This window comes from Pseudomonas frederiksbergensis, assembly GCF_900105495.1.
GTDB lineage: Bacteria > Pseudomonadota > Gammaproteobacteria > Pseudomonadales > Pseudomonadaceae > Aquipseudomonas > Aquipseudomonas frederiksbergensis.
In genome coordinates, this window is sequence record NZ_FNTF01000002.1 from 5006176 (window position 1) to 5032967 (window position 26792).

Here is a 26792-nt window from a genome sequence, read left to right on the forward strand (position 1 = left end):
GGCGCCAGTGAATCAACTCGCACCCGCTTGAAACTTCTTCCTGTAAGCCGCCGGCAGCAACCCCACTCGCTGGCGGAACAGTCTACGGAACGAATTGCCGTCTTCGTAGCCCACCGCGTAAGTGATGCTGTCGAGTGTCATGCGGGTGGATTCCAGAAGCTGCTTGGCCTTCTCCAGACGCAGGGTTTGCAGGTAGGTAATGGGCGTGTAACCGGTGGCTTCCTTGAAACGTCTTTTGAAATTCCTGACGCCGAACCCGAACTGCTGGGCGACGTCATCAATCAGCAGCGGCTGTTCGAAGTGCTCCTCCAGCCAGTGTTGAACCCGCAGGATATCGCCGTCCCCATGGTTCTTCGGCAATGACCACATGACGTACACCGATTGCTCGCTGCGCACAGCATCGACCAGCAAGTATTTGCTGCACTTTTGCGCCAGTTCCAGTGAAGCGAACCGGCGCACAAGGTGCAGCAAAAGATCCATGGAGGCACTCGCGCCCCCGCACGTGATCACGCGATTGTCCTCGCAGAGGATTTGCGCTTCCTCCAGACAGACCTCGGCATACCGACGACGAAACAGGTCTGCAAAGGCCCAGTGCGTGGTGGCACGAACGCCGTCCAGAAGGCCCGTTTCAGCCAGCATGAACGCCGCCGTGCACATCGACGCCACCACGGCACCCTGCGCATGTTGTTGACGCAGCCACGGCCCATAAGCTGAAAAGGCCGGCAAGGCGTCTTTCAGGGTGAAGAGGAATCCGGGGATCAGCACCAGATCGGTTCGCGGGATCTCGACGGTGGAGCGGTCCACGCGCAAGGTCTGCCCTCCCCACGCGGCGACATCCCCCCCCTCAAGCGAGGCGATGACTACGTCAAAAGGCGCGCCGGCAGTATCTGCAAACAGGTTGGCGGCGCTGAGTATTTCCAGGGCCATGGTGGCGCTGGCGGCGGAACATTGATCCGCCAGTAAAAGCGTGACGTGCATAAATGATCCTAATGCGCTTTTCGCATGGAAAATGTCATTTGCGCACCTACCTTAGCCGATCTTTCCTCCCTAAAGTGCACCGGTCATTCAATCCTCGGCGTACTTATGAATCTCTGGTTCCGACTTTTCCTCATGCTGTTCCGTCGTCCGTGGCGCAAGCCCGTTGACGCTTTGGCCACCACTGTCGTCCACATGCGCGTCTGGCCGCTTGATCTGGACCTCAATCGACACGTTACCAATGGCCGGTATTTCACCTTGGCCGATATTGGACGCATGGATTACGTGTTGCGCAGCGGCGCATTCCGGGTGGCGCTGCGCAATAAGGCTGTACCCATCGTCGGAGACACCTGGGGCAAGTTTCGGCGTGAGCTGAAACTGTTCGAAGCGTTCGAGATTCACACCAGGATGCTTGGCTGGGACAACAAGTGGAGCTTTATGGAGCACCGCTTCGTGAGCAAGGGACGCGTGGTCGGTGTCGTGGTGATGCGGGGGCTGTTCCGCTCTGCCAAAGGCACGGTGCCCCCTGGCGAGTACGCCCGGGAACTGGGCTTGTCTGAACAATCGCCGCCGATGCCGACATGGCTGACAGACTGGTCGCAAAGCTGCAACGACATGAGCCGTGAGCTTCGAGAGGAAGAAGGTCAGCCTGCCCGGCGCCCGCAGACCGTCGCGTAATGCTGTTCACTTAAGCGCGGCGTCCACAGGTCTAGCTCGACTGAAGAATGTCTTAAGTGACCAGTATTACTGACGGTCACCAGAGCGCGCTCGACCGTTGGCAACGTTACGGCACTGGCCCGGTCAGTTTGCTCAGTACCTGGGAGCTGGCGCAGATCGAGCGTTTGCTGAGTGAACTCAAAAACGCGGTTTGAGCGCCTTCCACTCCGGCTTGTAACGCTGCATCTGTTTCACGTCATCACGCTGGCGAATGCCGCACGTCAGGTACTGGTCGTGCAGCTTGCCCAGTTGATCGTGATCCAGCTCCAGGCCCAACCCGGGCGCACGGGTGATCTTCACGCAGCCATCGACGATGGGGATTTTGCCGCCCTTGATCACTTCTTCATCCGGCTCCTGCCACGGGTAATGCGTGTCGCAGGCGTAATCCAGATTGGGTACCGCGGCGGCGACATGCGCCATCGCCATCAGGCTGATGCCCAAGTGCGAGTTGGAATGCATCGATACGCCCAAGCCAAAGGTCTCGCACATTTTCGCCAGCGCCTGAGTGTCGCGCAGACCGCCCCAGTAGTGGTGGTCGGCGAGGACGATCTGCACACTGTTCAACGCCACGCTGCGGCGGAACTCATCGAAGTCGGTGACCACCATGTTGGTCGCCAGCGGCAGGCCAGTGCGCTTGTGCAGTTCGGACATGCCATCTAGGCCCGGCGTCGGGTCTTCGTAATATTGCAGGTCATCGCCCAGCAGTTCGGCCATGCGAATCGAAGTTTCCAGCGACCAGTTGCCGTTCGGATCAATGCGCAACGGGTAACCGGGGAACGCCTTTTTCAGCGCCTTGATGCACGACACTTCGTGTTCCGGCGGCAACGTGCCGGCCTTGAGCTTGATGCTCTTGAAACCGTTGGCCTCGATCATGCGCCGCGCCTGGGCGACGATCTGTTCTTCGTTCAGCGCCTCGCCCCAACTGTCGGGTTTGTAGGGTGAGTCGACGTGCTGGGCGTACTTGAAGAACAGGTAGGCGCTGAACGGAATCTCGTCGCGAATCGCACCGCCCAGCAAATCCACCAACGGCACGTTCAACGAGTGCGCCTGCAAATCCAGGAACGCCACTTCGAACGCTGAATAGGCGTTGCTCACCGCTTTGCTGGCATGGGAGCCCGGCGCCAGTTCCGCACCGGCAATGCTCGCCGGTTTGTTCGCCGCCACGGTGGCCTGCACGATGCGGCGCAGGTGATTGAGGTTGAACGGATCGAGGCCGATCAACTGGTCTTGCAGTTGCTGCTGGATCAACAGCGCCGGGGCGTCGCCGTAGCTTTCACCGAGGCCAATGTAGCCGTTGTCACTTTCAATCTCGATGATCGAGCGCAGCGCAAAAGGTTCGTGGATACCACTGGCGTTGAGCAGCGGCGGATCACGGAAGGCGATTGGGGTGACGGTGACTCGTTTGATTTTCAAGAGGCTGCTCCCTTTGAACCTGAACTCAAGGCTTGATGACGGATGGATTTTTCAGGCGTTGCAACGTCGCCACGCGGTGCGGTGCGAGCGAAAAAGATCACCACGGCCGCGACCAGTGACGTGGCCGCCAAACCGTAGAGGCCGCCTTCGATGGAGCCGGTTTTCTGCTCCAGGAAACCGAACGCCGTCGGGGCGACGAAACCGCCGAGGTTGCCGATGGAGTTGATCAAGGCGATTACCGCCGCGGCGATGCGAGCGTCCAGATAGCCTTGCGGGATCGGCCAGAACAATGCCGAGGCGGCCTTGAAACCAATGGCGGCAAAACAGATGGCGACGAAGGCGAAGATCGGCCCGCCGGTGGTGGACATGAACATGCCGAACGCGGCGATCACCAGAGTCAAGGCCACCCAGGCTTGCTGGTGTTTCCATTTGCTGGCCATGGCGGCGAAGCCATACATCGCGATGATCGAAATGATCCACGGAATCGAGTTGAACAGGCCGACCTGGAAGTCGCCGAGGTTGCCCATTTTCTTGATCATGCTCGGCAGCCAGAACGTGGCGCCGTAGATGGTCAGGGCGATGGAAAAGTAGATGAAGCAGAACAGCGCGATCTGCTTGTCGGCCAGCAGCTTGAACATCGACGGCTTGACGGTTTGTGTGGCTTCGCGGGCCTGTTGTTCCAGGGCGATAGCGTCAACCAGTGCGTCCTTTTCCTCGGCGCTCAGCCATTTCGCCTCGCGCGGATGGGATTGCAGCCAGAACCAGACAAATCCACAGAGCACGATCGAGGCAAAGCCTTCAATCAGGAACATCCATTGCCAGCCATGCAGGCTAAAACCGCTGACGTTCAACAGCGCGCCGGAGACGGGACCGGAGATCACCGAGGCAATGGCCGAACCGCTGAGGAAAATCGCCATGGCCTTGCCACGTTCGGTCGACGGCAACCATTGGGTGAAGTAATAAATGATGCCGGGGAAGAAGCCCGCTTCGGCTGCACCGAGGACAAAACGCAGGACATAGAAGCTGGTTTCGCCACGCACAAACGCCATGGCCATCGCCGCCGCGCCCCAGGTGAACATGATGCGCGTCAGCCAGGCGCGAGCGCCGTAACGCTGCAACAACAAGTTGGAGGGGACTTCGAAGATCGCGTAACCGATAAAGAACAACCCGGCGCCCAGGCCGTAGGCTGCCGCGCCAATGCCGAGGTCGGTTTCCAAGTGGCTGCGCACGAAGCCGATGTTGACCCGGTCGATGTAGTTGACGATGAACATCACCACGAACAGCGGCAGCACATGGCGCTTGACCTTGGCTGCGGCGCGGGCGAGCACGTTCGGGTCCGGAGGACTCTGGAGGGTATTCAAGGGGCAACTCCCGTTCATTGTTTTTTTAGGGACGAGCCGATCATGGACGCGCACATTGATCCCGTCTAATCTAACTTGGCATTCGATTGATACCTGGATTAGATCAATGTTCGAACTGACTCAACTGCGCTGTTTCACCACGGTGGCGACCGAACTGAATTTCCGCCGCGCCGCCGAACGGTTGAACATGACTCAACCGCCCCTCAGTCGACAGATTCAACTGCTGGAACATCACCTGGGTGTCGAGCTGTTCACCCGCACCACCCGCAGCGTCGCCCTGACCGCCGCCGGCCGCGCCTTCTTCATCGAAGCGCAGAACCTGCTGGAGCGCGCCCAGCAAGCCGCCGTCACCGCCCGCCGTTTTGCCGAGGGCGACATCGGCTCGGTCAACATCAGTTTCGTCGGCAGCGCGGTGTATGAATTCCTGCCCAAGGTCATCGCCGAAGCGCGGCTCAAACAGCCGCAGGTGAAAATCGACCTGACGGAGATGAACACCTACCAGCAGCATGAAGCGCTGCGTGCGCGGCGTATCGATCTGGGCATCGTTCGCGCGCCGTTGCTGGAGCCGGGATACGCCACCGAATGTCTGGTGCGTGAACCGTTTGTATTGGCGGTGCCGAGCAGTCATCGGCTGGCGAGTGCAGCAACCGTGTCGGTCAAAGACCTCGATGCGCAACCGTTCCTGATGTACTCCCACGCCGCCTACCCGCCGTTCAACGAACTGCTGACCGGCATGCTCCGCTCTGCCCGCGTCGCCCCGGAATACGTGCAATGGCTCGGTTCATCCTTGACCATCCTGGCCTTGGTCAATGCCGGCATGGGCCTGGCCCTGGTGCCTCGCTGCGCCACCAGCGTGGTGTTCAAGAACGTGGTGTTTCGCGACATCGATTTGGGCGAAGGTGTGCAGAGCGAGCTGCATTTGATCTGGCGCGAGAACAATGACAACCCCGCATTTGCGATGTTGCTGGAGGGCATTCGAAGGGCTGTGCGCGAGGGCTGGGGTGTTTGAGTTTGTCCGGTAGGAGGTGATGCTAAGCGCGAAAAAATCGGGTTCCGAAGCGAGGTAAATGAGGTCGAGGTTTTTGCGCTTGATGCAAGAGAATATCGAAAACTGAGGTGTTGAGTTTAGGCAGCGGAGACGATGGTCACTGCTGCCTCATTGGACTATTTCGTGCTCACCAGCTCCCGTACAGAATTCCAAACTTCTCGATGAGCGTCGTGATCATCCATACTCCAGTAACGAAAAAGCCCGGCTAAACCGGGCTTTTTCGCGTCAACAGGCAGAGCTCTGCGCTTACTGAACGTTCTTCAGCTTGACCACATCACCAGAGATTTTAGTGGTGTAACCGGTCAGGACCCACGCCCAGAACCAGTTTTCCTGCACCTGGGTGTTGATCATCGCGTCACCGCCCTTGGCTTTGATCGCCGCGTTCTGAGCGCGAACAAAACGGTTGTTCTGCTGGATCGGGATCACGCCGAACAGCAGCAGGCCAGTGGCGCTCGCTTCGCTGTGGCCCAGGACGGTGTATTGGCTGCTTTCATAATGCTGGGTGTTCATCGGCGTGCCGGTGCAACCCGCCAGAACCAGACCGAACAGGGCAACAGCGACAACTTTACTGAGGTACTTCACTGAAAAACTCCTTGAGATGTAGCCCGGGATCCATCTCTCGGGCGGCGCACACTTTAACGGACGCGATGGCCAATTGGTATCTTCTACCGCCGCTATTCCGCAGTGGCTTTCGACCAAGCTGCGTGAGTGAACGGTCGACCTTCGCTCCCGAAGCACGGGCAACGCTCGGCCAAAAGCAGTTTCTGACAACGAACCCGGCTCTTGCGCAGTGGTCCAACCAACTGATGGCATCGCAACTGATCACAGGCCTTGGGGCCTGGTTCGTTCAAAAGCGAAGCTTTGCTATTCAGCGCGCTATCACCGTCCTCGCCAAGAGGGGCCCTGATGAATCTTCCAACCCGATGCAAGGGTGCATGCATTGCTCTAGTGCTAGGCCTGGTTGTGCTCCTGACCTTTGTGATCGGCTCCAGTGTTTTGCCGAGGATAGTGCCGGACATGGCCCTCGCGCCCTCTGCGCCCGTGCAACTCGACGGGATAAACGGACCTCTGTCAGCGGAACGCAGCAAAGCCATCATCGACCGACTCAAGTCCACCGGCGCCGAGACCAACATCTTCGATGTGCACCTCGCCATCGAAGAATCCATCTCCGGTAGCCCGCTGACGGAAGACAACAAAGTCGACTTGCTGCAGGACGGTCCCAGCACCTACCAGTCGATGATCAAAGCCATTGAAGCGGCGCGTGACCACATCAACATGGAAACCTACATCCTCGAAGATGATGAAGTCGGTCAGCGTTTCGCCGCCGCACTGATCGCTCAACAAAACAAAGGCGTACAGGTCAATCTGATCCGTGACAGCGTCGGAACCCTTAGGACACCCGCAGCGTTTTTCACTCGATTGACCGAAGCGGGCATCAAGGTTCTGGAGTACAACCCAATCAATCCGTTGACGGCCAAAGCAGGCTGGGACGTGAACCAGCGCGACCACCGAAAGCTGCTGATCGTGGACGGTCGTATTGCCTTTCTCGGCGGGATCAATATCAGCAGCGTTTATTCGGGGGGCTCACTCAGCGCGAGCTCGAAGACGCGTCCCAGTGGTGATTTGCCCTGGCGCGATACCGACTTGCGCGTCGAGGGGCCGGTGGTTGCAGAACTGCAGAAACTGTTCATCGCAACCTGGACTGCGCAGAAAGGTGAACCACTCGCGGCTCGCGACTACTTTCCACCACTGGAGCGCAAAGGCAGCGAAGTGATTCGTGCCATCGGCAGTTCGCCGGATGAACCGTTCAGCCAGATCTATGCGACGTTGATTTCGGCGCTGCGTAGCGCGCAGACCGAGATATGGCTGACCAACGCCTACTTTGTGCCCGATCCGCAGTTGTTGGCGACACTCAAGGAGGCGGCAGCTCGTGGCGTCGACGTCAAGCTGGTGCTGCCCGGCAGCACTGATTCCTGGCTGGTGTTCCATGCCGGACGCGCGAACTACACCGAGCTGCTGGAGGCCAATATCAAGCTTTACGAACGCCGTGACGCGCTACTCCACGTCAAGACAGCCGTCATCGATGGCGTGTGGTCGACTGTCGGCTCCACCAACCTCGACTGGCGCAGCTTCGTGCACAACGATGAAGTCAACGTCGTTGTGCTGGGCACCGAATTTGGAAAAAAGATGCAGGCGGCCTTCATGGCTGACCTGGCCAAGTCCAACGAAATCACGCTGGAAAAGTGGCAGCGCCGCTCGCTCGCCTTGAGAGCCAAGGAGCAGATGGGACGGCTCTGGGAATACTGGCTGTAAGTCGAGTCGCGCGGTGGCGAATGAGCAACGGAGCTCTGTGTGTTGCGCAATGGAATTGCCAGTAAAGGTGCAGTACCGTGTGGTTGTAACGCCACATTTCGCAATCCATTCAGGTTGAGAGGTGGAAACTCATGAACAACATCATCTACATCGTCGGGCTAGTTGTGGTAGTCGTGGTTATCCTGTCGTTTCTCGGGTTTGCATAGAACCTTAAACCGTCTCCTAATGGCAAGGCTGTGCCCCGCATCGCGCGGCACAGCTTGGTCGCGCCTGGCCTTCTTTCGCTTGCCAAATGGCAGAAAGACCTAATCCAACACACTGCCTAAAACACACCCCTGTAGGAGCAAAGCTTGCTCGCGATAAACGATGACGCGGTAGCCCAGGCCTGACACCAAACCCAATCACCGGTCAGCAATGACAACCACGAAAGCTGTGGCGAGGGAGCTTGCTACCTCACCACAGCAGGCCGCCGTTACGCAGGCGGCTCAATTTTATCCAGCAATCGGTTTGCCGTGATTTCAGCCACCATGACGCTGTTGGAAATGCCCAACAGGGAATAGCGCGAACAACCCTCCAGGAGGTCCACCAACTCGTGGACCATCACATCGATCGAGGCCAGGGTTTCGACCAGAAAAACCGCCAGGGTTTCGGTCGTGGCCTCTGGGTCCACGGAAAACAGGGTGCTGCAGGTTCGCGGGGTGGCTTTGATGTCGGCAATCGACGGGAAGTGGAAGTTGAGGGCGCGCTCGGCGGCCTCGTTGAGTTTTTTTGAATCGGATTCGTACGGGGAGACCGGATCGGTGTCCGGCGGGTTGGGTGTGACCTTGAACATAGTGAAACTCCTAGAGAAATGGAGCTGCCACCATTCGCTGCGAAACGAAAAAAAGGTGGCAACTGTACGCGGGTTCGCAGACCAGGACTCTAGGAACCCGGCAGACCCTAAGGTCTCCCACGCACAGCCGCCATGACACTAATGACAGACCTAATGAAGCGTCTGCTCACGGACGGTAGACGTTGTGCGTCTAGAGTTTGCCCGGGCTGCGAAACCCGGTCACTGATGGGCAGTGACACGAATCAAGTTACCGAGCGGCCCCAAGGCACACAAGCCGGCGGATTCTGGCGCAGCCGTAGGCAACGGCGCAAGGTCTTGTGGCTTTCAGGAAGTAACCTTGAACGCGTTTAAACACGCATCCTGTGCCGATGTTTAAAAATCTGACACACGCTTGAAGTCAGTCCCGGCGATAAAAAACCAACCTGGTGAGTAAGGGTCCGCAGCGTCCTGCCGATAACGACAAAGCGTCGCGCTCGATTGCCGGCATTTTATGGACCCAAAGCATTAGCAGGGACTTTGCATGCGCCACCTCAGACACCTTACTGCCCCTCTGAATCAGCAAAAAATTGCCGGCGTCACCTTCCATTTCGATCCGTCTGATCAGAACGAACTGGTGACCGTGCTGCAGCGTTTTTTTGCCGAGCCGGATCAACATGCATTGCTGGATATTCCCGAGGAAACCCGCAGTGTGTTCCTGCTCGAAGGCGAGCGTAAATGGGTGTTGAAACACAATCGCCTGATTCACTGGAAAAAGCAGCTGCAGAATTTCCTGGGCCTCAAGCGTGTGTTCGGGCTGCATGACCTGACCAACGAATTCATCAACCTGTCCGTTGTGTCTGCCAAGTCGGAGTCATCGCCCCGAGTGGCTGCATTCGGCTACGTCGGGCGTTTTCCTTTTCTCAAGGAAGAGTATTTGCTGGTCAGTTTTTTTGACAATCATTGCAGCGTCGATGATCGACTGATCAGCCACCCCGAACAGGCGCAAGCGCTGCTGTCGGACATTTTCCACCTGTTCGGGCAGACGCTGGTCGAAGGGTTTGTGCACATGGACCCGCACCCCAAGAACATCCTGATTGGCCCCGAGGGCAGGCTGCGCTTGATCGATTTCGAATGCTGCGCGCATTCGGTGCTGGAACACGACTTCAGCCTGGGTTTTCTGCTGGGTTACTTCTATCGCTTCTGGTTCAACAGGTTCATATCGGTTGAAGACTACAACGCGTGCTGCGAACGCTACCTCACGCATCAGCACCCAGCATTGAACCGCGACGTTTTCCAGGCGGTGTATGAACGTTTTCGCGACCGTGATGTTTCCCGCAGCACCCGTTACCGCATCCTCACGTGCCCCAAGGCCCAAGCTGAATTCCTGCACGCGTTGGTGTAACCGACAGCGGTGGGCTCAACCTTGTTTCAAATCGAGGCAGTAGGTGTAGTAACCCGTATCGCGCACATAGCCCAGGGATTCATACAACCGTTGCGCGCCGACATTGTCCGTGGCGGTTTCCAGCACCATGCCTTTTGCACCGGTCAACAATGCGAAGGCTCGCGCTGTGTTCATCAGCAACGTGCCTACGCCCTGCCCTCGGGCGGCAGGTGTTGTGAAGAGGTCGCCAAGCAGCCAGGTGCGGTGCGCGTCGATGGAGGAGAACGTCGGGAACAACTGGACGAAACCCAACGCGTCACCGCCGGGGGCCTGGGCGAAGAAAATCGCCGATTCGTCCCGGGCAATGCGCTCGGCAATGAAGTCGCGAGACTGCGGCAGGTTCGACGGCTGGCCATAGAAGCCCCGATAGGCGTCGAACAGGCTGGCGATTTTATCGAGGTGGGTTGCGTCGGCGCGCAGGGCCTGGATGTCCATGTTGATCGTTTCCTTGCGGATTGAATTGATGAGCGGGAAAAGGGAAAGGTAGATTAAAAAATCGCAGCCTGCGCCAGCGCCTACAAGGGCGACGAGGTCTTGCTCGGCAGGTAACGCGCCACATAAGGGGCCAAAAGCGATCTGCCAGGAGGCTGACAACCCTGGGTTCCTGTTAACTCACTGGCAGGGCTTTTAACGCTTAGAACGCCTTGCTGGCGCTGGCAACCACAGTGGCGGAGCACAAATCACCATAGCCGTACCAGCTCGTGCACTCGCTTTTCGACAGGTTGGTATCAATGTAGCTAAGGCCCCAGGTCACGCCCACGAAGTCACGGGTCAACTTGGCTTCCCACTCGGTGTAGGCATCACGGCTGTCGCCGCTGGCAGACCAGAACGCCGGGTCTTTGAAATCGTTGCGTCCCACGCGCAGGTCCAGGCCGATGTCGGCCGGCAACTCGATTTTGTAGCTAAGGTAGGTGTAAAGGGTGTCCTGGTCTTCGCCAAAAAAGTTAGGCGTATCGTTTGAGTAGTTGGTGCCGAGCTTCACGCCATAAACGTCAAGGATGGCGTAGACCTCGCTCATGTTGAATTGGCCTTCCTTTGGATAGTCGTACTTGATGTACCCCAGGTCGAGGCTGATGGCCTCGGTCGCCTGCCAGTAGTAGCCCGCGTAATACTCGAGTTCCTGGCGCGTCTTGAACTGGCCGCCGAAATCGACATTCGAGGTCCAGGCGCCCACGTACAGGCCGCTGCTGTGCACCAGCGTGGCGCTGGCCTGAGCCGCCGGATCACCCAGGGTTTGCGAAATGCCACGGGTGCGGTAGTCGCTGAAGACTCCCAGGGTCATGTCCAGGTTGAAGTTATCGTTAAGTGTCAGTGCGTGGGTGGTCAGGGGTGCCAGTGCAAGAATGGCAAGGGTCAATACTGAGCGTGCGTTCATACAAGTCTCTTATTGTTATGGAGCTGCGGGTTATTTCAGGCATGGCGGTGCCGAGCCCCTCGTCATGGGAGGAGCCAGGCGTCTGTTGCGGGGTGCGGGTGAACGGCGTGTCAGGACGCGGGCGCGTACACCTCTTTGCCGGCGAAGAAGGTCTTCAGGACTTTGGTGTCGAACAGTTCGTCATCGCTGACCTTGAAGACATCGCGGTCGAGGATGATCAGGTCGGCCTGTTTGCCGGGCGTCAACGAACCAATCTGCTGCTCAAGACGCAGGGCCTTGGCGGCATTGAGGGTGTAGGCATAGAACATGGTCTGGCGATCGATGCTTTCCTTGGCATTCAACACGCCCAGCGGCCCTTTGCGCGTGCTGGCCTGAGCGATGGCGTTCCATGGATTGGGGCTGGACACCGGCCAGTCGCTGCCACCGGCGATGACCGCACCGGCGTTATGCAGGGACTTGGCCGGGTACTGATAACCGTAAGCAAACGCGCTGATATAGGGTTTGACGAGCTCGACGGTGTACGTCTCGCCCGTAGCCCACAGCAATTGCATGGAAGCGATCACGCCAAGTTGCTTGAAGCGCGGAAACTCTTTCGGGTTGACCAGTTGCAGGTGGCTGATGCTATGGGCCACCGGTGTCGGATTGAGTGTGCGCGCATAGGCAAAACCATCGAGTGACTCACGCACCGCACGGTCGCCGACCGCATGCATGTGCACAATCCAGTCGCGCTTCTCCGCTGCCACCACCAACTCACCGAAGTGCGCGGGGTCGATCAGCAGTTGACCGTTTTTTTGGCTGTTCTTGAACGGAACGATGACCGCGGCGGTTTGCCCCGGAAACTCCAGAACGCCATCGGCGAATACCTTGATCCCGGGAAAACTCAGGTTAGGCACACCCTCGAATTTCTTCATCACCTTGGCCAGCACTTCCAGATCGGCCGGTCGGCTTTTCGGGTTGGCCAACAGCAGCGCGGCGACGTGGGCATTGAGCTCGCCCTTCTCTGCCAGTTCGCGGTAAAGCGGCAGCACGCCGTAACTCTGCTCGGTTGCCTTGAAATCGAACAACGAATCGCCACTGCCGGCATTCGCCGCCGCGTCCATCCAGGCGGTGATGCCGTATTGATTGTTGACCTTCACCGCCTCGCGGGCGGCTTTCAACATGATCTCGCCGCTGGGCGCGGGGATCTGGCTGCGTACCTGGTCCCAGCGCGACTCGGCAAAATAACCATTGGGGGTGAAGTCCGCTTCGTGGCCCACATAGCTGCGATCCTGTTCCGACAGGCCTTTTACCAGCGCAGCGTCGATTTTCAGGCGCTTGAGCATGGCGTTGTTGGCCCAGCCGGTGTGCCCGTCGATCCCGCTGAGGACCACCGGTTGATCGGCCCAGCGTCCCTGATTGAAGCGCTGGCCCAGCTCCCGGCTCTTGTCCCAATACGCCGAACTGGCCCCGGCGATGCTGATCACGTCACCGGCCCGCGCGATGCCCGCCTGATCCTGTTCAATGATCCACTGTTCAAGCTCGGGCAGCGGTTTGACTTCATCCAGCAGGTTGGCGCCCATGCTGTCGAAGGCCCCGACCACCGGGTGACTGTGGGTATCAATCATTCCCGGCATGAGCACCTTGCCCGCCAGATCGATCCGTTGCGTGCGGGTATCGGCCAGGGCGTTGATTTCGGCATTACTGCCCACTTTGAGAATCTTGCCGTCTTGCACGGCCACTGCCTGGACCAGTCCCTGACCGGGCTCGGCGGTGAAGACCTTGCCGTTGAACAACACAAGGTCAGCGGCGGCTATGGCTTGCGCCGAAGAAAAAGCCAGGGCTGCGGCCAACAGGTTTGGAATAAATCGCTGCATCGGAACACTCTCTTGTTTTTATTGGACTGGGAGGCAGATGTTGTGGAAGTGGCCCGAACGGACGGTCGCAAGCCCCTGATATACAGGGCATACCCTATAGAGCGCGGCGGTCGGATGGACCTCCACAAATGAGGAGGGGTAAGGCAAATACCGTCAGCTAAGCAGCAACACAGTCCTTGTAGCAGCTGCCGAAGGCTGCGTCCGGCTGCGCAGCAGTCGTGAAGTCAGACTATGCGGTGCACCAGACTCACCGCGCACTCAGGGTTTACGACTGCTGCGCAGCCGGACGCAGCCTTCGGCAGCTGCTACAAGGTCTGCGTTATGGCTGAAGGCGCTGCGCTTAATTACGACGTGCAGTTTCCGTAGGCGAAGTCGATGAGCGCAGGACAGAACCCAGCTCCACTTTGCTCTTCACGCCGAGCTGCACGTAGCAGTTGCGCAGATAGGTGCGCACTGTGGCCGGACTCAGTGCAAGCATTTTGGCAATTTCCTTATAGGAATGGCCGGCGGCGAACAGCATCGCCGCCGTGCGCTCGCGAGGTGCCAGCACCGCCCCGCGCGACTGTGTTTCGAGTGACAGGATGACGTGCTCGGCGTTGGGGCTAAGCGTCATTGCAGTACGCCCCAGGCGAATCACGCAGGGCGCTTTTTCCAGGTGTGCGATGACATCAACGGGAAGCATTGAACCACTCCACCCAGGCAATTCGCGCTGAATGGCGGCGCACAGGCTTGCGCCCACATACAGCAGACTGCCATCCATCCGGGCGACCCCGAAGTCACTCGCCCCGTTGCCCGTGTCACAGCGAATCATGTCCTGCACCTGAAAGCGCCACAGCTGCAACAGATGGTCGCAGAACGCCGAAAACAATCCGTCCTCGCTGGCGTTGAAAGCCTGCGCATGAAGGCCACGGTAGAGACAAACGAAGAACATCAAGCCGCTTTCCGGGAGCTCGAACGTGATGCTCATCAGGTAATAGAGATCGTGACGGCGTGCGAAGTCATTCACCTGCTCGCAGGGATCGTTGAACCCACTGTCGCGTAACACTTCCCCGGGCTGACTTAAGGTCTCCTGGGAAAATCGGTCGTTGATCGCTACTTTGTGCCATTCGACGGCAAACGATTCAGGCAGATTGATCCGCCCGTGCATCCAGCTTTGAGGCGTACTGGCGTCTGATGTCGACATCTCGCCCCACCATGCCGAAGCGAAGGGCACCAGTTGACCGAAGGCCTGCAAGCCGTCGGCGATAAATTGGGAGGCGCCGCGATCTCGAGCAAGCCGACCCAGGTGCAACACGCAACGATTGAACGCCTTTAGCGTGGCCAGCGACGTGTTGGCGCCGACCTCATCACCCTCCTCCATTGTTTTTATCCTGTTTACTACATGGCGTATTTTTCGACGATGCCATAGCCGCGGTCATGGCGTCCAGCGAGCGCTCGCGACGCCGGCTGTCAGCAAGAATGACTCAAATGCGCTAATTCCATTAAACCGGCCCAAGAGCCGGCACAACACCATCTAACCTGAATAGAGCACGACCCCAAACAAGCCTCTAGCCTCTTGATAAAGGGGGAGACCGGATGACCGGAACAACAGCGCGCCGATGCTCGTCATGGGGCCTGCTCTCCCTCCTCGCGATCAGCCTCGCGCTGACAGCGGGATGCTCAGGCAAAGCGGCGACGGCTCGCTATGCGGCCTCAAGCCTGGGCGACAGCTGCTATGCAAAAGCGCTCCCCACTGTCGGCGAAGGCGGCCTGGCCTGGGGCTCCACCTTGAACATGGCTCGCAAAAAATCCCTGAATAATTGCATACGCTATGCCGGACGATCCGGTGGCACGCCCGACACCTGCAAAGTGGTATTGGCCGAGTGCAAAAATTAAGAGAGCGGCGGTGACGCGGGCCGTTCGGTTCGCGGTCAACCGCGTGACCGAACGCCAGTCGGTCATTTGAACTACCCCGGTACCGAGGATTTTGGCACACCGACACTGCCCGCCTTACCGGCGACTGCAAGTGCCACGCAACACGCCAATAACGAGAAGGCGGCGAATGCGCCCATCACATGTAGATAAGGCAACACGTGATTCCAGGCCCGAGCCCCCCCAGGAAAGCGGCGAATAGCCAACCGCTCATGGAAAGCGCACCCAACAAGGCGAGCCGCGTGCGGCCTGCACTGCGCAGTGCGACGAATGGAGCCTTTTGCAGCAACGGGAAGCCGACTCGATGCAGTAATGCACCGTTGAGGCTGAGCAGCGCGACGACAGTTACCTTGGCCCAGAGTTTCTGATTGAGCAGATACGCGTCGCCTTCATTGAGATAACCCTCAAGCACCAGCAACAATCCGCTTGCCCAAAGGGCAAGCAGTGCGAGGCTGACAATCCTCTGAGTTTCATCAAGGTACTCAAGCCTGGCCTGGTCAAGTATTTCCTTGCGCCAACTCCAAAGCTTGTGATCCGCCTGCAACACCCTCCCCAGGGCAATACACGTAGCGAGCAGATGACCGTATACGAGAAGCATTTTGAGCATTGCCTGGACCTTATTATTGTTTTGGCGCTGCGTTCCCTGCTTCGCTGAATTGAAAACGAATGATACAAATTTGCAATTGCATTTTCAAGATGAGCAATCCGTCACAGGCTGATACCGACCGCGAGACAACTGTCGCGACAGGCAGCAAAAGGCCCGGTGTGCGCGAGCGCTCGACGCTCGATTTGAAAGCCTGCGACTAAAAGTTGAAATTTTGCGAACTAAACGAAGTAATGATTGAAAACGTTATAACCCGTTGCGACCCAAGAGCACGGGTTATCAACCGTTCGTCTGTAAACCCCCTGGTAGAAAACCTGCGAAAACTTCGTGATCTAGTCTGACTGCACGTTCGGCAGGAGATTACGCATGTCATTGGCTGAAGAACGAAAACCTCAGCGCCGCAAAGAAACCCGGCTGTTTCTCTTTCTTGTCATCTGCCTCTTCCCGCTGCTGTCAGTCGCTATCGTCGGCGGCTACGGTTTTATCGTCTGGTTTTTCCAGATGCTGTACGGCCCCCCAGGACCACCCAACTAACTAATAGCCTTTTCTGAAAGCCTATTGGAGCCAGCGCATGGACGAAGCTTTGCATATTGCCAGTCTTGTAGTACTTGCCAGGCCTGAATTGTTCGATGCCGTCAAAGCCAACCTGCGCCTGTTGGACGGCCTGGAACTGCATCAGGAAAGTGCGGCGGGAAAACTGGTGGTGGTCCTTGAGGCCGTACACGAAAGCCAGATCCTTCAACGCATCGAACAGATCAACAACTTGCCGGGCGTACTCAACGCGGCGTTGATCTATCACGAACTCCTCGAACCCGAAGGAGACATCGAATGAGCATGTCGCGCCGAACATTCGTCAAGGCCCAGGCCGCCGCCATTGCAGCCGCTGCCGCTGGCCTGCCGATTATTACCGACGCCAGTAATCTGGTCACAGAAGCAGACATGGTCACCCTGGACTGGAACAAGGCGCCCTGCCGTTTCTGCGGCACCGGATGCAGCGTGATGGTCGCGACCAAGGACAACCGGGTGGTCGCCACCCACGGCGACGTCAAGGCCGAGGTCAACCGCGGACTGAACTGCGTAAAGGGCTATTTCCTTTCGAAGATCATGTATGGCGTCGATCGCCTGACCCAACCGCTTTTGCGCATGACTAACGGCCAGTACGACAAGCAAGGCGAATTCCAGCCGATCAGTTGGGAGAAGGCCTTCGACATCATGGAGCTGAAATTCAAGGAAGCCTTGAAGAGCAAAGGTCCCGGGTCGGTCGGCATGTTCGGCTCCGGGCAATGGACCGTGTGGGAAGGCTATGCCGCCAACAAGCTGATGAAGGCTGGCTTTCGCAGCAACAACATCGACCCCAACGCTCGCCATTGCATGGCCTCGGCGGTGATGGGTTTTATGCGCACCTTTGGCATGGATGAGCCGATGGGGTGCTACGACGACATCGAAGCCACCGATGCCTTCGTGCTCTGGGGCTCGAACATGGCCGAGATGCACCCGGTGCTCTGGAGCCGGGTCACCGACCGCCGTTTGAGCCAGCCTCACGTGAAAGTGGCCGTGCTGTCGACCTTCGAACATCGCAGTTTCGAGCTGGCCGACATCCCCATGGTGTTCAAGCCGCAAACCGACCTGATGATCCTGAACTACATCGCCAACCACATCATTGAAAACGGCGCGGTGAACCAGGACTTCATTACCAAGCACACCCGATTTGCCCAAGGTGCCGACGACATCGGGTACGGCCTGCGCCCTGATGATCCACGGGAAATGAAGGCGAAAAATGCCGCCAAGGCCAACACCTGGACGGATATTTCCTTCGACCAATACGCAGCCTTCGTCAAACCTTACACACTGGAGCGAACCGCCAAGGAGACAGGCGTTCCGACTGAAAGGCTCAAGGCGCTGGCCGAGTTGTATGCCGATCCCAAGCGCAAGGTCGTGTCGTTCTGGACCATGGGTTTCAACCAGCACACTCGCGGCGTCTGGGCCAACAACCTGATCTACAACATCCATTTGCTCACCGGCAAAATCAGCGAGCCGGGCAACAGCCCCTTCTCGTTGACCGGCCAGCCGTCGGCCTGTGGTACGGCGCGCGAAGTCGGGACTTTCTCCCACCGTTTGCCCGCCGATCTGGTGGTGACCAACCCCAAGCACCGCGCCATCGCCGAAAAAATCTGGAAGCTGCCCGCCGGTACCATTCAGGAGAAACCTGGGTTTCACGCGGTGGAACAGAGCCGCATGCTCAAGGACGGCGTGCTCAACGTTTACTGGACCCAGGCCAGCAACAACATGCACGCCGGGCCGAACATCATGCAGGAAGTCCTGCCGGGCTGGCGCAACCCGGATAATTTCGTGATTGTCTCGGATGTCTACCCCACCGTGTCCGCGCAAGCCGCCGACCTGATCCTGCCCAGCGCCATGTGGGTAGAAAAGGAAGGTGCCTTTGGCAACGCCGAGCGGCGTACGCAGTTCTGGCATCAATTGGTGACCGCACCGGGGGACGCCAAGTCGGACCTGTGGCAGTTGCTGGAGTTTTCCAAACGCTTCACCACCGATGAAACCTGGCCCGCCGAGTTACTCGCCAAGTCTCCTGATCTCAAGGGCAAAACCCTGTTTGAAGTGCTTTACAAGAATGGCCAGGTTGACCAGTTTCCGGTCGAGCAAATGGAAGCCGGATACAAAAATGATGAGGCCAAAGCGTTTGGCTTCTACCTGCAAAAAGGATTGTTCGAGGAGTACGCCCAGTTCGGTCGCGGCCACGGGCATGACCTTGCCACGTTCGACCGCTATCACAGCGAACGAGGCCTGCGCTGGCCGGTGGTGGATGGCAAGGAAACCCGCTGGCGTTACCGCGAAGGGCTCGACCCCTATGTGGAGAAAGGCAGCGAGGTGCAGTTCTACGGTTACCCGGACAAGAAGGCGATTATCTTCGCCCTCCCCTACGAGCCGCCAGCCGAAGCCCCGGATGCCGATTATCCATTCTGGCTGAGCACCGGACGCGTCCTCGAACACTGGCACACCGGCACCATGACCCAGCGCGTCGAGGAACTGTACAAAGCGGTGCCGGACGCATTGGTCTACATGCACCCCGAAGATGCCAAGGCCTTGAAGGCGCGGCGTGGCAGTGAAGTGAAGTTGATCAGCCGACGCGGTGAAATCCGTGCACGCATAGAAACCCGTGGGCGCAACAAACCGCCTCAAGGACTGGTGTTCGTGCCGTTTTTCGATGCCAACAAGCTGATCAACAAAGTCACGCTCGATGCCACCGATCCGATCTCCAAGCAGACCGACTACAAAAAATGCGCGATACGAATCGAGTTGATCAGCGTGGCCTGAGGAGAACCGTCATGCCTTTGCGAACCCTGCCGTTGCTCCTGCTCGCTGCGATTGGCGTGGTGATGGCTGCAGAAGTCAATTACCCCCTCGATGCCTCGGGGCCAGATGGACGCCGACCCGGTGGCACCTTGACCCAGAGTATGCCGGCCCCGCCCATTGCCAATGAAGAAAACAAGGACCTGAAACGCGAACGCAATTACCCGGACCAGCCACCCACCATCCCCCACACCATCCTCGGTTATCAGATCGACAAGAACGGCAACAAGTGCCTGTCCTGTCACAGCCGTGCCAACAGCGCGCGGACCCAGGCGACGATGATCAGCATCACCCACTACATGGACCGCGACGGCCAGGCGCTGGCGGCGGTGTCACCGCGCCGGTACTTCTGCAACCAATGCCACGTGCCGCAAACAGAAGTACTGCCCCTGGTGGGCAACAGCTTCGAGACGATCGACAAAATACTGCAAGACGAAGCCAACGCCACGCAGAAACCCTGAGGAGGCAACATGAAAAAACTGTTCGCCCTGCTTAAGGATTACTGGGGCATTCTGCGTCGTCCGAGCCTCTACTACAGCTTGGGCTTTCTGACGTTGGGGGGCTTTATCGCCGGGATCATTTTCTGGGGTGGCTTCAACACCGCTCTGGAGCTGAGCAATACCGAGAAATTCTGCATCTCCTGTCATGAAATGCGCGACAACGTGTTCGTCGAACTGAAGGACACCATTCATTACACGAACCGCTCCGGCGTGCGCGCCAGTTGCCCGGATTGCCACGTGCCCCACGAATGGACCCACAAGATCGCGCGCAAGATGCAGGCTTCAAAGGAGGTGTGGGGCAAGATTTTCGGCACCATCGATACGCGCGACAAATTTCTCATGCTGCGTCGCGAACTGGCCGAACATGAATGGGCACGGCTCAAGGCCAATGACTCGCGTGAATGCCGCAACTGCCACAACTTCGAGTTCATGGACTTTACCCGCCAGAGCAAGCGCGCTTCCTCCATGCACTCAACTTCACTGGCCAACGGTGAAGCCACGTGCATCGACTGCCACAAGGGCATCGCTCACAAGCTGCCCGATATGAGCGGGGTGAAAGGCTGGTAAGGATTTTTTTCGATCAGCCCGAACTTGTCCTGGCCTTTTATCCAACCCACAACGCTGGTCACCGACATGCCCACCCCCGAATCCACCCTCCTCGACAGCTGGCACCACAACGCCCAATCCTGGATCGACGCCATCCGCACTGGTGCCATCGAAAGCCGCCTCAAAGTCACCGACCAGGCCATCCTGCTGGCGGTGCTGAGTCGCCAGCCCGAGCGTGTGCTTGACCTGGGCTGCGGCGAGGGCTGGTTGTTGCGCGCGCTGGCTGAACGGGGCATCGAGGCGGTCGGTGTGGATGGCGATGCGACGCTGGTCGAGGCGGCGCGGGCGGCGGGCTCTTCGTCGGTGCATCCGGCGAGCTATGAAGAATTGGTGGAGGCGAAGGTGGACATTGGCCGCGACTACGACCTGATCTGCGCCAACTTCGCCCTGCTGCACCAGGACATCATCCCGCTGCTCACCGCCATGAACGCCCTGCTCGCCCCTGGCGGCGCGCTGGTGATCCAGACGTTGCATCCATGGACCGCGGCAGCGGGCGACTATCAGGATGGCTGGCGGGAAGAGACCTTCGCCGGGTTCAAGGGCCAATGGCAACCCATGCCGTGGTACTTGCGCACCTTGTCCAGTTGGTTCAATGCGCTGGACATGGCCGGTTTTCGGCTGGCCGCCCTGCAAGAGCCGCAGCACCCGCAAAGTCCTGCGCCGCAGTCATTGCTGCTGGTGGCCGAACCGCAGAGGTAAGTGCAATCGATCAACTCGGGCTTTTCAGTCATTCCCTTCCCGCAACAACTGCCTGACCTCAGCCTGTATGGCATAAGCCGGCGCCTCCACAGCATTGAAATCCTGTGTATACCGCTGGGCAAATCCTTCTACCCCCCATTCCTGATATTGCTGCACATGCTTTAGTTCGTGCGCCCAGAGCGCAATGTCCTGCTCGGCGTTTTGAGCGTCCCGGAAAAGGATGATGTCGATCAGCGTCACGGCACCGACATCGGGGTTTTGCAGCATGGCCGTGGCGGCGTTGAATTGGCCGTTGTCGCTCACTTTGTAGCGCGCAGCGTCGAGGACGCTGGGGTCGTACCAGCGCAGCAGTCGCTCGCGGATGTGCGAAGGAATGGGCTGGATGCCGGCGCTGGCGGCGTCAGCGCGGGCTTGAGTCAGCCACATCGCCAGGGCCGGTGCCGCGATCTGGTGGATATCATCAGCCAGGGGACCAAGCAGCGGTCCCACGTCTGGCAGGCAGATGCAGCCGTCCAGGCACACTTGTGTCTCGCCAGCCGGGCAGGCGTTGGTCTGGGCTGGAACTTCAAGCGTCAGGCAAAGAACAAACAGCGCCACCAGGCGCGTAATGATGGACAGCATTGGGCGCTCCAGGGACGGACGCAGCGCGAACAGTGGGTCCCGATTGATCGACGATCTGCATGGCTTTAGCGTAGCCCCGAACCAGGCGCCCCAGCGTTAATCCACGACGAACAACTTGGCACCGGTGGTGCTGAAAGATCGATGCCCCTCAGCGTTGCTGCCCACCTGATAGCTCATCCCGGCGGTGAGCGTGAACTGACGACCATCCTCCAGCTCCGTGTGCAACTCGCCTTCCAGGCACAACAGGATATGACCTCTCCAGCACCAGTGATCGGCCAGATACCCGGCGCTGTACTCAACCATCCGCACACGGGTTGAACCAAACTGACAGGTTCGCCAATAGGCGGTACCGGTCTGTCCAGCATGCTGTACAGGTTCGACGGTCGACCAATCGGTCGTACCAAAGGGAACAGCCGTTAGATCCATCGTTGCCTCGTCATTGAAGGAGTGTCTGCGGACCGTACTCACCCAGTCCTGCTTCCGATAGACACAGATGCCACGCGTTTATGAGATACAGACTCGAACACCTGCGAAGAACCCCAAAAAAGCCCCGCACTTCAACCGAAGGCGGGGCTTTTGATCTGGCTGGCGTCACTTCACATCGGTTACATCGCGGTAAGGAAAATCTGCTCGATCTCGTCCTGGTTGGCAGGACGCGGATTAGTGAAGCCGCAGGCATCCTTCATGGCATTGGTGGCCAGGATCGGGATGTCGTCGGCTTTGGCGCCCAGTTCGGCGAGGCCGCTCGGAATACCGACATCCAAAGACAGTTTACGGATGGCGGTGATGGCCGCGGCGGCGCCTTTTTCCGCATTCAGCTGCTGGGTGTCGACCCCCATTGCATGGGCGATGTCTTTAAACCGGGCCGGACATACGCTGGCGTTGAAGCTGGCGACATGGGGCAGCAGGATCGCATTACAGACGCCGTGAGGCAGGTCGTAGAAACCACCCAGTTGGTGCGCCATGGCGTGGACATAACCCAGCGAAGCATTGTTGAAGGCCATGCCGGCAAGAAATTGCGCGTAGGCCATATTTTCCCGGGCAGTCATGTCGTCACCCTGGGCAACGGCAGTGCGCAGGTTGGCCGAGATCAACTCCACGGCCTTGAGTGCACAGGCATCGGTGATCGGCGTTGCCGCAGTCGACACGTAGGCTTCGATAGCGTGGGTCAGCGCGTCCATGCCGGTGGCGGCGGTCAGGCCTTTAGGCATGCCTGCCATCAGCGAAGGATCGTTGACCGACAACAGTGGCGTGACGTTACGGTCGACGATGGCCATTTTCACGTGCCGGACTTCGTCGGTAATGATGCAGAAACGGGTCATTTCACTCGCCGTGCCGGCGGTGGTATTGATCGCGATCAACGGCATCTGTGGCTTGGCGGATTGATCCACGCCTTCGTAATCACTGATGTGCCCGCCGTTGGTGGCGCACAGGGCAATGCCCTTGGCGCAGTCATGGGGAGAACCGCCGCCCAGGGAAATAATGAAATCACAGTCGCTGCGACCCAGCAGCTCAAGACCTTTCTCGACATTGCTGACCGTCGGATTCGGCTTGGCGCCATCAAACAAAGTGGAATCGATGTCCTGCTGCGCCAGAAGACTGGCGACCTTGGCGGCCACGCCGGCTTTGGCCAGGCCTGCATCAGTGACGATCAAGGCTTTGCGAAAACCATATTTACGGATGGCGAGCATCGCTTCGTCGAGACTGCCAATGCCCATCATGTTCACGGATGGAATGAAGAAGGTGCTGCTCATGGTAATTCCTCTTTTATTCTGGAAACCCGGAAATCAGGTGAGGTCTTGTACTCAAATCGCAGGCTGTGAGGCGGGTCTGAATATCGTCATCAACGAGTTCAGCGGGAGACGTGCTGCATCAAGTATTCAGGCGAACAGCTTTTAAGACGCAGAGGTGGATGGGCCATCGCAGCCAGTAACTTTTGCTCTTGGAATCGAGCCTAAACCTATGACGCCAGACAGGAATGGTCCTTTAGCGTTCATTGGTACCTCCTTTAGTACCGGGAGGTCATGCGTCCCTACAAGTCCGGCTCTTGGCTTTACGAGACTGGGTAGGTGATTGGGTCGCACGCATATGGATCAATCGACAGTCAGAAATCGGCCAAATGCTGCCATTTGAAATGACCAGCTATCGACCAAAATGAGGCGTTCAAATCATCTACTAGACTGGGGCGATTCAGGCGGCATAAAGGTGAACCACAGTCACGGAGTTGCTAGTTCGTGAAATGCTGAAGGTGATCCACCAAAGCAGCGTTTCGATACTGTCGCCATATTGGCGCGCGCCAGTCCAATATGACGAGTCGCCTGGACGACGGCCCCGGCCAAGCTACCCGAGCAATCAAATGCTTATTCGCCCGCGTGGTCGTTGCCACCGTGCGCGGCGATGAACATGGCGACGGCCGACCGGCAATAGGATTCGACTTCATTGTCGTCCTCTGCTTTCGCCTCATCGAAGCGGGCGATCATCAGGAGATCGGCCCCTTTGAAAAGCGCGGCAAACAAGCGGGCGGACTGGAGAGGATCGGGCACGTTCAGAACCGCCTTCGCGTGCAACTGACGCAACAGGGCCTCGATTTGGGCGATGACATAGGCGGGGCCGGCTTCGTAATGGAGCTTGCTTAACGACTTTTGATTCGTCTTGTCGACCATGATCATGGCTTCGACACTGCGCACGTCCGGGCTCAACAACGTGCGAAGCAGGAATATTCCCACCGCCATGAGCTGATCTGCCGCCGAACCGTCGACGCCTTCAATAAGGGCCTGTGGTGCAAACTGCTGGCAGTGGGCCGCGATAGCCGCGCTGAACAGCGCCTCCTTGTTCTCGAAGTGCCGATAGATGCTTAGCTTGGATATCTTCGCCCGCTGGGCGACCTTGTCCATGGTCGTCGCTTGAAAACCCAACTCCACAAAAAGTTCGCACGCGGCGTCGACTATCGTTTGGCCAAGCGCCTCGTTGGCGGGCCGGCCGCGCCGGCCCTGGTTGTTTTCGGTCATAAAAATTCCAGTACTTGACAGTATTCTAATTCCTGAATTAGGGTACTTCAAAGTATCTTAAACGTGCAAGCCAATCTCCCTTCATCCCCAATACGGAGCCCATCACCATGAATGACGTCATCATCATCGGCGGCAGCTTTGCCGGTCTTGCTGCAGCCCTGCAGCTCGGGCGTGCCCGCCGAAAGGTCACCGTTCTCGATACCGGCCTGCCGCGCAATCGCTTCGCCGACCACTCGCATGGCCTGCTCGGCCACGACCACAAGCCACCGCTGGAGATCCTGGCCGAGGCGCGGCAGCAGTTGGCGCGCTATCCCACGGTCAGGCTCGTCACTGCGCGGGCCGAGAGTATCTCCGGCGCCATCGACGATTTCTCCGTACTCACTGGCGATGGCGAAAGCCTCAAGGCGCGCCGCCTGATCCTGAGCTATGGCGTCGCCGACCAGATGCCTGAAGTTCCCGGCTTTGCCGAAGGCTGGGGCACCTCCATCGTTCCCTGCCCCTATTGCGACGGCTTTGAAGTTGCCGGCCGGCATTGGGGCCTCGTCTGGTCCGGCCCGCCGTCGCACAACTACGTCAGGCTATACCACGACTGGACCGACACATTGACGGTCTTCGCCAATGGTCACGACATTCCACCCGACATCCGGGCCGATCTGGCGCGCCGCGGCATCCCTGTCGTCGATGGCAGGATCACCGAAATCGACCATGACGAGAGCCATAACACCACCGTCAAGCTAGACGCCGGCCCCCCTGTCGCGGTCGACATTCTGTTCGCGCATCCGCGCAACAAGCCGTCCGCAAGCCTGCATGAATCGCTGGGCCTCGCCACGGTCGATACGCCCCTGGGCATCGCCCTCAAGGTCGACGAGCGCCGCGAAACCAGCATGCCCGGCGTCTACGCCGCCGGCGACCTCGCCAATCTCCTCATGCCCTCGGTCACCACGGCATCATGGCAAGGCGCGACGGCGGGTATCTCCGCCCAGCAGTCGATGCTGGTTTGAGAGCACAGATTCCCTTCTTCGGTTGTCGCAGGCTTCTGAAGGTTGCTTCGAAGCAGCATCGATCACGCCAGTTTCAATTTCACAATAGACGGGAGCGCCACCATGACCGACCTAAAGCCGCTAGACCATAAATTCAAACCGCTAGACGATAAATTCCCGCTTCAGCGCCAACTCGGCATCGCGGCCGCGCCAGTCGTGCTCATCAACCTCTTCACGCCCGCACCTGTTCCAGAAGGTCGCCGTCCCCGGCTTTTGCACGGCCTAGTTAGAGCGAATCAAAACGAGGAAATGTCATGACCGAGCAAAATGCCTATCAGGTCGCCGACTGGAATGGCCAAAGCGGAGAGTACTGGGTCGCCAACCAGGCCCGGCTCGACGCCATGTTTGCGGTGTTCGGCCAGGCCGCGATAGAAGCCGCCGCGCCCGCAACGGGTGAGCACGTGCTGGACGTCGGCTGCGGCGCGGGCGCGTCGAGTCTGGCTCTGGCCGCCCGCGTCGGCGCGGGCGGCCATGTGCTGGGCGTGGACATATCCGAACCGCTGATCGGCCGAGCGTGCGCGCTTGCGCCACAGGATACGCCGGCCCAGTTCCGGGTAGCCGACGCCAGCAGCGCCGAGCTGCCCGAGCGCGCGTTCGACATCCTGTTCTCGCGTTTCGGAGTGATGTTCTTCGACGATCCGACAGGGGCGTTCGCCCATATGCGACGCGCGCTCCGGCCGGGCGGGCGGGTCGCTTTCGTCTGCTGGCGCGGCGTGGCCGAGAACGATTGGGTGCGCCTGCCGATGGGCGCGATCAAGGGCATCGTCCCGCCGACCGCACCGCCCGATCCCGAAGCGCCCGGCCCCTTCTCGTTCGGCGACCGGGGGCGGGTGATGCGCATCCTGACAGCAGCCGGTTTCACCGATGTCACTATCACGCCCTTCGATGCTTCCATCCCGTTCGGCGAGGGCGGGACGCGGGACGCGGCGATCGACGACGCGGTGAAGATGGCGTTCGAGGGCGGCCCGCTGTCGCTTGTGCTCGCGGATCAGCCCGACGACATCCGCGCCCACGCCTGGGCCGCGGTTCGTGCCGCCTTGGCGGGCCTCCCCGGCGAGCGGTCGGTGATGATCGACGGCGCGGCGTGGATCGTCATGGCACGCAATCCGGCAGCTAGCAGCGATTAA

The 26792-nt window shown here is 58.9% G+C and carries 27 protein-coding genes and 2 pseudogenes; 15 read left to right on the plus strand and 14 right to left on the minus strand.

Features of this window, described 5'->3' with window-relative positions:
- Positions 1-12: 12 nt before the first annotated feature.
- Positions 13-978 (minus strand): GlxA family transcriptional regulator, encoded by a 966-nt coding sequence (locus tag BLW70_RS23450; RefSeq protein ID WP_074878068.1) that lies wholly within the window; start codon positions 976-978, stop codon positions 13-15.
- A 105-nt stretch (positions 979-1083) separates the two neighbouring features.
- Here BLW70_RS23450 and BLW70_RS23455 point away from each other — a divergent pair, with 105 nt between their 5' ends.
- Both BLW70_RS23455 and BLW70_RS30735 read left to right on the plus strand, forming a co-directional pair.
- Complete coding sequence (locus tag BLW70_RS23455; protein ID WP_074878069.1) at positions 1084-1653, plus strand: acyl-CoA thioesterase; 570 nt, start codon at positions 1084-1086, stop codon at positions 1651-1653.
- 74 nt (positions 1654-1727) lie between these two features.
- Positions 1728-1847, plus strand: a pseudogene (locus tag BLW70_RS30735) (DUF7693 family protein); the annotation flags it as partial.
- Here the strand turns inward: BLW70_RS30735 and BLW70_RS23460 are convergent.
- Both BLW70_RS23460 and BLW70_RS23465 read right to left on the minus strand, forming a co-directional pair.
- Positions 1831-3105 (minus strand): glucarate dehydratase family protein, encoded by a 1275-nt coding sequence (locus BLW70_RS23460; protein WP_074878071.1) that lies wholly within the window; start codon positions 3103-3105, stop codon positions 1831-1833. The pseudogene BLW70_RS30735 and the gene BLW70_RS23460 sit on opposite strands and share 17 nt — an antisense overlap.
- Entirely contained in the window at positions 3102-4466 is a 1365-nt protein-coding gene (locus BLW70_RS23465) for an MFS transporter (protein WP_074878073.1), read from the minus strand. Before BLW70_RS23465 ends, BLW70_RS23460 begins: the two co-directional genes overlap by 4 nt.
- 106 nt (positions 4467-4572) lie before the next feature.
- Here BLW70_RS23465 and BLW70_RS23470 point away from each other — a divergent pair, with 106 nt between their 5' ends.
- On the plus strand, positions 4573-5475 hold the full coding sequence (locus BLW70_RS23470; protein WP_074878075.1) for a LysR family transcriptional regulator: 903 nt from the start codon (positions 4573-4575) through the stop codon (positions 5473-5475).
- A 285-nt stretch (positions 5476-5760) separates the two neighbouring features.
- Here BLW70_RS23470 and BLW70_RS23475 read toward each other — a convergent pair whose 3' ends face one another.
- On the minus strand, positions 5761-6096 hold the full coding sequence (locus BLW70_RS23475; RefSeq protein WP_074878077.1) for a hypothetical protein: 336 nt from the start codon (positions 6094-6096) through the stop codon (positions 5761-5763).
- A gap of 435 nt (positions 6097-6531) precedes the next feature.
- Between BLW70_RS23475 and cls the strand changes: the two genes are divergently transcribed.
- Positions 6532-7827: a cardiolipin synthase gene (cls, locus tag BLW70_RS23480; RefSeq protein WP_235865021.1), complete on the plus strand. Its 1296-nt coding sequence runs from the start codon at positions 6532-6534 to the stop codon at positions 7825-7827.
- Between the two features lie 472 nt (positions 7828-8299).
- Here cls and BLW70_RS23485 read toward each other — a convergent pair whose 3' ends face one another.
- Positions 8300-8659 carry a DUF6124 family protein gene (locus BLW70_RS23485; protein WP_074878081.1) on the minus strand — a complete coding sequence of 120 codons (360 nt, stop codon included), beginning with the start codon at positions 8657-8659 and terminating at the stop codon, positions 8300-8302.
- A 520-nt stretch (positions 8660-9179) separates the two neighbouring features.
- On the opposite strand from BLW70_RS23485, the gene BLW70_RS23490 reads away from it, so the two are divergent.
- Entirely contained in the window at positions 9180-10040 is an 861-nt protein-coding gene (locus BLW70_RS23490) for a phosphotransferase (RefSeq protein WP_074878083.1), read from the plus strand.
- A 15-nt stretch (positions 10041-10055) separates the two neighbouring features.
- On the opposite strand, the gene BLW70_RS23495 is transcribed toward BLW70_RS23490, so the two are convergent.
- From BLW70_RS23495 to BLW70_RS23510, 4 genes are all read right to left on the minus strand, one after another.
- Positions 10056-10514, minus strand: coding sequence for a GNAT family N-acetyltransferase (locus BLW70_RS23495; RefSeq protein ID WP_074878085.1), 459 nt, complete (start codon positions 10512-10514; stop codon positions 10056-10058).
- A gap of 199 nt (positions 10515-10713) precedes the next feature.
- Positions 10714-11454 carry a TorF family putative porin gene (locus BLW70_RS23500; RefSeq protein ID WP_074878087.1) on the minus strand — a complete coding sequence of 247 codons (741 nt, stop codon included), beginning with the start codon at positions 11452-11454 and terminating at the stop codon, positions 10714-10716.
- 110 nt (positions 11455-11564) lie between these two features.
- Entirely contained in the window at positions 11565-13307 is a 1743-nt protein-coding gene (locus tag BLW70_RS23505) for an amidohydrolase (RefSeq protein WP_074878089.1), read from the minus strand.
- Between the two features lie 340 nt (positions 13308-13647).
- Positions 13648-14667, minus strand: a complete 1020-nt coding sequence (locus tag BLW70_RS23510) for a helix-turn-helix transcriptional regulator (protein ID WP_074878091.1) — start codon at positions 14665-14667, stop codon at positions 13648-13650.
- Between the two features lie 215 nt (positions 14668-14882).
- On the opposite strand from BLW70_RS23510, the gene BLW70_RS31205 reads away from it, so the two are divergent.
- Positions 14883-15182, plus strand: a complete 300-nt coding sequence (locus BLW70_RS31205; RefSeq protein WP_074878094.1) for a hypothetical protein — start codon at positions 14883-14885, stop codon at positions 15180-15182.
- A gap of 71 nt (positions 15183-15253) precedes the next feature.
- On the opposite strand, the pseudogene BLW70_RS23520 reads toward BLW70_RS31205, so the two are convergent.
- A pseudogene (locus tag BLW70_RS23520) lies at positions 15254-15825 on the minus strand (hypothetical protein).
- Positions 15826-16188: 363 nt separating this feature from the next.
- On the opposite strand from BLW70_RS23520, the gene napE reads away from it, so the two are divergent.
- The 6 genes from napE (at position 16189) to BLW70_RS23550 (ending at position 20996) form a co-directional block, all read left to right on the plus strand.
- Positions 16189-16356 (plus strand): periplasmic nitrate reductase, NapE protein, encoded by a 168-nt coding sequence (gene napE, locus BLW70_RS23525; protein WP_008154754.1) that lies wholly within the window; start codon positions 16189-16191, stop codon positions 16354-16356.
- Between the two features lie 37 nt (positions 16357-16393).
- The gene (locus BLW70_RS23530; protein WP_033059994.1) at positions 16394-16654 is read left to right on the plus strand and encodes a chaperone NapD; all 261 of its coding nucleotides are present in this window, start codon (positions 16394-16396) and stop codon (positions 16652-16654) included.
- A complete protein-coding gene (gene napA / locus BLW70_RS23535) occupies positions 16651-19155 on the plus strand; it encodes a nitrate reductase catalytic subunit NapA (RefSeq protein ID WP_074878096.1) in 2505 nt (834 codons plus the stop codon). The genes BLW70_RS23530 and napA overlap by 4 nt, the downstream gene beginning before the upstream one ends.
- A gap of 11 nt (positions 19156-19166) precedes the next feature.
- The gene (locus tag BLW70_RS23540; RefSeq protein WP_074878098.1) at positions 19167-19652 is read left to right on the plus strand and encodes a nitrate reductase cytochrome c-type subunit; all 486 of its coding nucleotides are present in this window, start codon (positions 19167-19169) and stop codon (positions 19650-19652) included.
- Positions 19653-19661: 9 nt separating this feature from the next.
- Positions 19662-20258 carry a cytochrome c3 family protein gene (locus BLW70_RS23545; protein ID WP_074878101.1) on the plus strand — a complete coding sequence of 199 codons (597 nt, stop codon included), beginning with the start codon at positions 19662-19664 and terminating at the stop codon, positions 20256-20258.
- A gap of 66 nt (positions 20259-20324) precedes the next feature.
- Positions 20325-20996, plus strand: coding sequence for a class I SAM-dependent methyltransferase (locus BLW70_RS23550; RefSeq protein WP_074878103.1), 672 nt, complete (start codon positions 20325-20327; stop codon positions 20994-20996).
- A 24-nt stretch (positions 20997-21020) separates the two neighbouring features.
- Here the strand turns inward: BLW70_RS23550 and BLW70_RS23555 are convergent, their stop codons facing one another.
- The 4 genes from BLW70_RS23555 to BLW70_RS23570 all read right to left on the minus strand — a co-directional run bounded on the left by BLW70_RS23555 (position 21021) and on the right by BLW70_RS23570 (position 24625).
- Positions 21021-21617, minus strand: a complete 597-nt coding sequence (locus BLW70_RS23555) for an eCIS core domain-containing protein (RefSeq protein ID WP_074878106.1) — start codon at positions 21615-21617, stop codon at positions 21021-21023.
- A 96-nt stretch (positions 21618-21713) separates the two neighbouring features.
- Entirely contained in the window at positions 21714-22043 is a 330-nt protein-coding gene (locus BLW70_RS23560) for a DHCW motif cupin fold protein (RefSeq protein ID WP_074878108.1), read from the minus strand.
- 179 nt (positions 22044-22222) lie between these two features.
- The gene (gene yiaY, locus BLW70_RS23565; protein WP_074878110.1) at positions 22223-23371 is read right to left on the minus strand and encodes an L-threonine dehydrogenase; all 1149 of its coding nucleotides are present in this window, start codon (positions 23369-23371) and stop codon (positions 22223-22225) included.
- A 606-nt stretch (positions 23372-23977) separates the two neighbouring features.
- The gene (locus BLW70_RS23570; RefSeq protein ID WP_074878112.1) at positions 23978-24625 is read right to left on the minus strand and encodes a TetR/AcrR family transcriptional regulator; all 648 of its coding nucleotides are present in this window, start codon (positions 24623-24625) and stop codon (positions 23978-23980) included.
- Positions 24626-24732: 107 nt separating this feature from the next.
- Here BLW70_RS23570 and BLW70_RS23575 point away from each other — a divergent pair, with 107 nt between their 5' ends.
- From BLW70_RS23575 to BLW70_RS23585, 3 genes are all read left to right on the plus strand, one after another.
- Complete coding sequence (locus BLW70_RS23575) at positions 24733-25626, plus strand: NAD(P)/FAD-dependent oxidoreductase (RefSeq protein WP_074878114.1); 894 nt, start codon at positions 24733-24735, stop codon at positions 25624-25626.
- Positions 25627-25728: 102 nt separating this feature from the next.
- Positions 25729-25923 (plus strand): hypothetical protein, encoded by a 195-nt coding sequence (locus tag BLW70_RS30755; RefSeq protein WP_162493951.1) that lies wholly within the window; start codon positions 25729-25731, stop codon positions 25921-25923.
- Complete coding sequence (locus tag BLW70_RS23585; RefSeq protein WP_074878116.1) at positions 25920-26792, plus strand: class I SAM-dependent methyltransferase; 873 nt, start codon at positions 25920-25922, stop codon at positions 26790-26792. Before BLW70_RS30755 ends, BLW70_RS23585 begins: the two co-directional genes overlap by 4 nt.

Coding starts and splice junctions, on each gene's coding strand:
- yiaY (WP_074878110.1), bottom strand. CDS start 23,371: ATGAGCAGCACCTTCTTCATTCCATCCGTGAACATGATGGGCATTGGC.
- BLW70_RS23470 (WP_074878075.1), top strand. CDS start 4,573: ATGTTCGAACTGACTCAACTGCGCTGTTTCACCACGGTGGCGACCGAA.
- BLW70_RS23585 (WP_074878116.1), top strand. CDS start 25,920: ATGACCGAGCAAAATGCCTATCAGGTCGCCGACTGGAATGGCCAAAGC.
- BLW70_RS23530 (WP_033059994.1), top strand. CDS start 16,394: ATGGACGAAGCTTTGCATATTGCCAGTCTTGTAGTACTTGCCAGGCCT.
- BLW70_RS23550 (WP_074878103.1), top strand. CDS start 20,325: ATGCCCACCCCCGAATCCACCCTCCTCGACAGCTGGCACCACAACGCC.
- BLW70_RS23560 (WP_074878108.1), bottom strand. CDS start 22,043: ATGGATCTAACGGCTGTTCCCTTTGGTACGACCGATTGGTCGACCGTC.
- BLW70_RS23510 (WP_074878091.1), bottom strand. CDS start 14,667: ATGGAGGAGGGTGATGAGGTCGGCGCCAACACGTCGCTGGCCACGCTA.
- BLW70_RS23540 (WP_074878098.1), top strand. CDS start 19,167: ATGCCTTTGCGAACCCTGCCGTTGCTCCTGCTCGCTGCGATTGGCGTG.
- BLW70_RS23450 (WP_074878068.1), bottom strand. CDS start 978: ATGCACGTCACGCTTTTACTGGCGGATCAATGTTCCGCCGCCAGCGCC.
- napE (WP_008154754.1), top strand. CDS start 16,189: ATGTCATTGGCTGAAGAACGAAAACCTCAGCGCCGCAAAGAAACCCGG.
- BLW70_RS23575 (WP_074878114.1), top strand. CDS start 24,733: ATGAATGACGTCATCATCATCGGCGGCAGCTTTGCCGGTCTTGCTGCA.
- BLW70_RS23545 (WP_074878101.1), top strand. CDS start 19,662: ATGAAAAAACTGTTCGCCCTGCTTAAGGATTACTGGGGCATTCTGCGT.
- BLW70_RS23570 (WP_074878112.1), bottom strand. CDS start 24,625: ATGACCGAAAACAACCAGGGCCGGCGCGGCCGGCCCGCCAACGAGGCG.
- BLW70_RS23555 (WP_074878106.1), bottom strand. CDS start 21,617: ATGCTGTCCATCATTACGCGCCTGGTGGCGCTGTTTGTTCTTTGCCTG.
- BLW70_RS23500 (WP_074878087.1), bottom strand. CDS start 11,454: ATGAACGCACGCTCAGTATTGACCCTTGCCATTCTTGCACTGGCACCC.
- cls (WP_235865021.1), top strand. CDS start 6,532: ATGGCCCTCGCGCCCTCTGCGCCCGTGCAACTCGACGGGATAAACGGA.
- BLW70_RS23495 (WP_074878085.1), bottom strand. CDS start 10,514: ATGGACATCCAGGCCCTGCGCGCCGACGCAACCCACCTCGATAAAATC.
- BLW70_RS23490 (WP_074878083.1), top strand. CDS start 9,180: ATGCGCCACCTCAGACACCTTACTGCCCCTCTGAATCAGCAAAAAATT.
- BLW70_RS23455 (WP_074878069.1), top strand. CDS start 1,084: ATGAATCTCTGGTTCCGACTTTTCCTCATGCTGTTCCGTCGTCCGTGG.
- BLW70_RS23505 (WP_074878089.1), bottom strand. CDS start 13,307: ATGCAGCGATTTATTCCAAACCTGTTGGCCGCAGCCCTGGCTTTTTCT.
- BLW70_RS30755 (WP_162493951.1), top strand. CDS start 25,729: ATGACCGACCTAAAGCCGCTAGACCATAAATTCAAACCGCTAGACGAT.
- napA (WP_074878096.1), top strand. CDS start 16,651: ATGAGCATGTCGCGCCGAACATTCGTCAAGGCCCAGGCCGCCGCCATT.
- BLW70_RS23485 (WP_074878081.1), bottom strand. CDS start 8,659: ATGTTCAAGGTCACACCCAACCCGCCGGACACCGATCCGGTCTCCCCG.
- BLW70_RS31205 (WP_074878094.1), top strand. CDS start 14,883: ATGACCGGAACAACAGCGCGCCGATGCTCGTCATGGGGCCTGCTCTCC.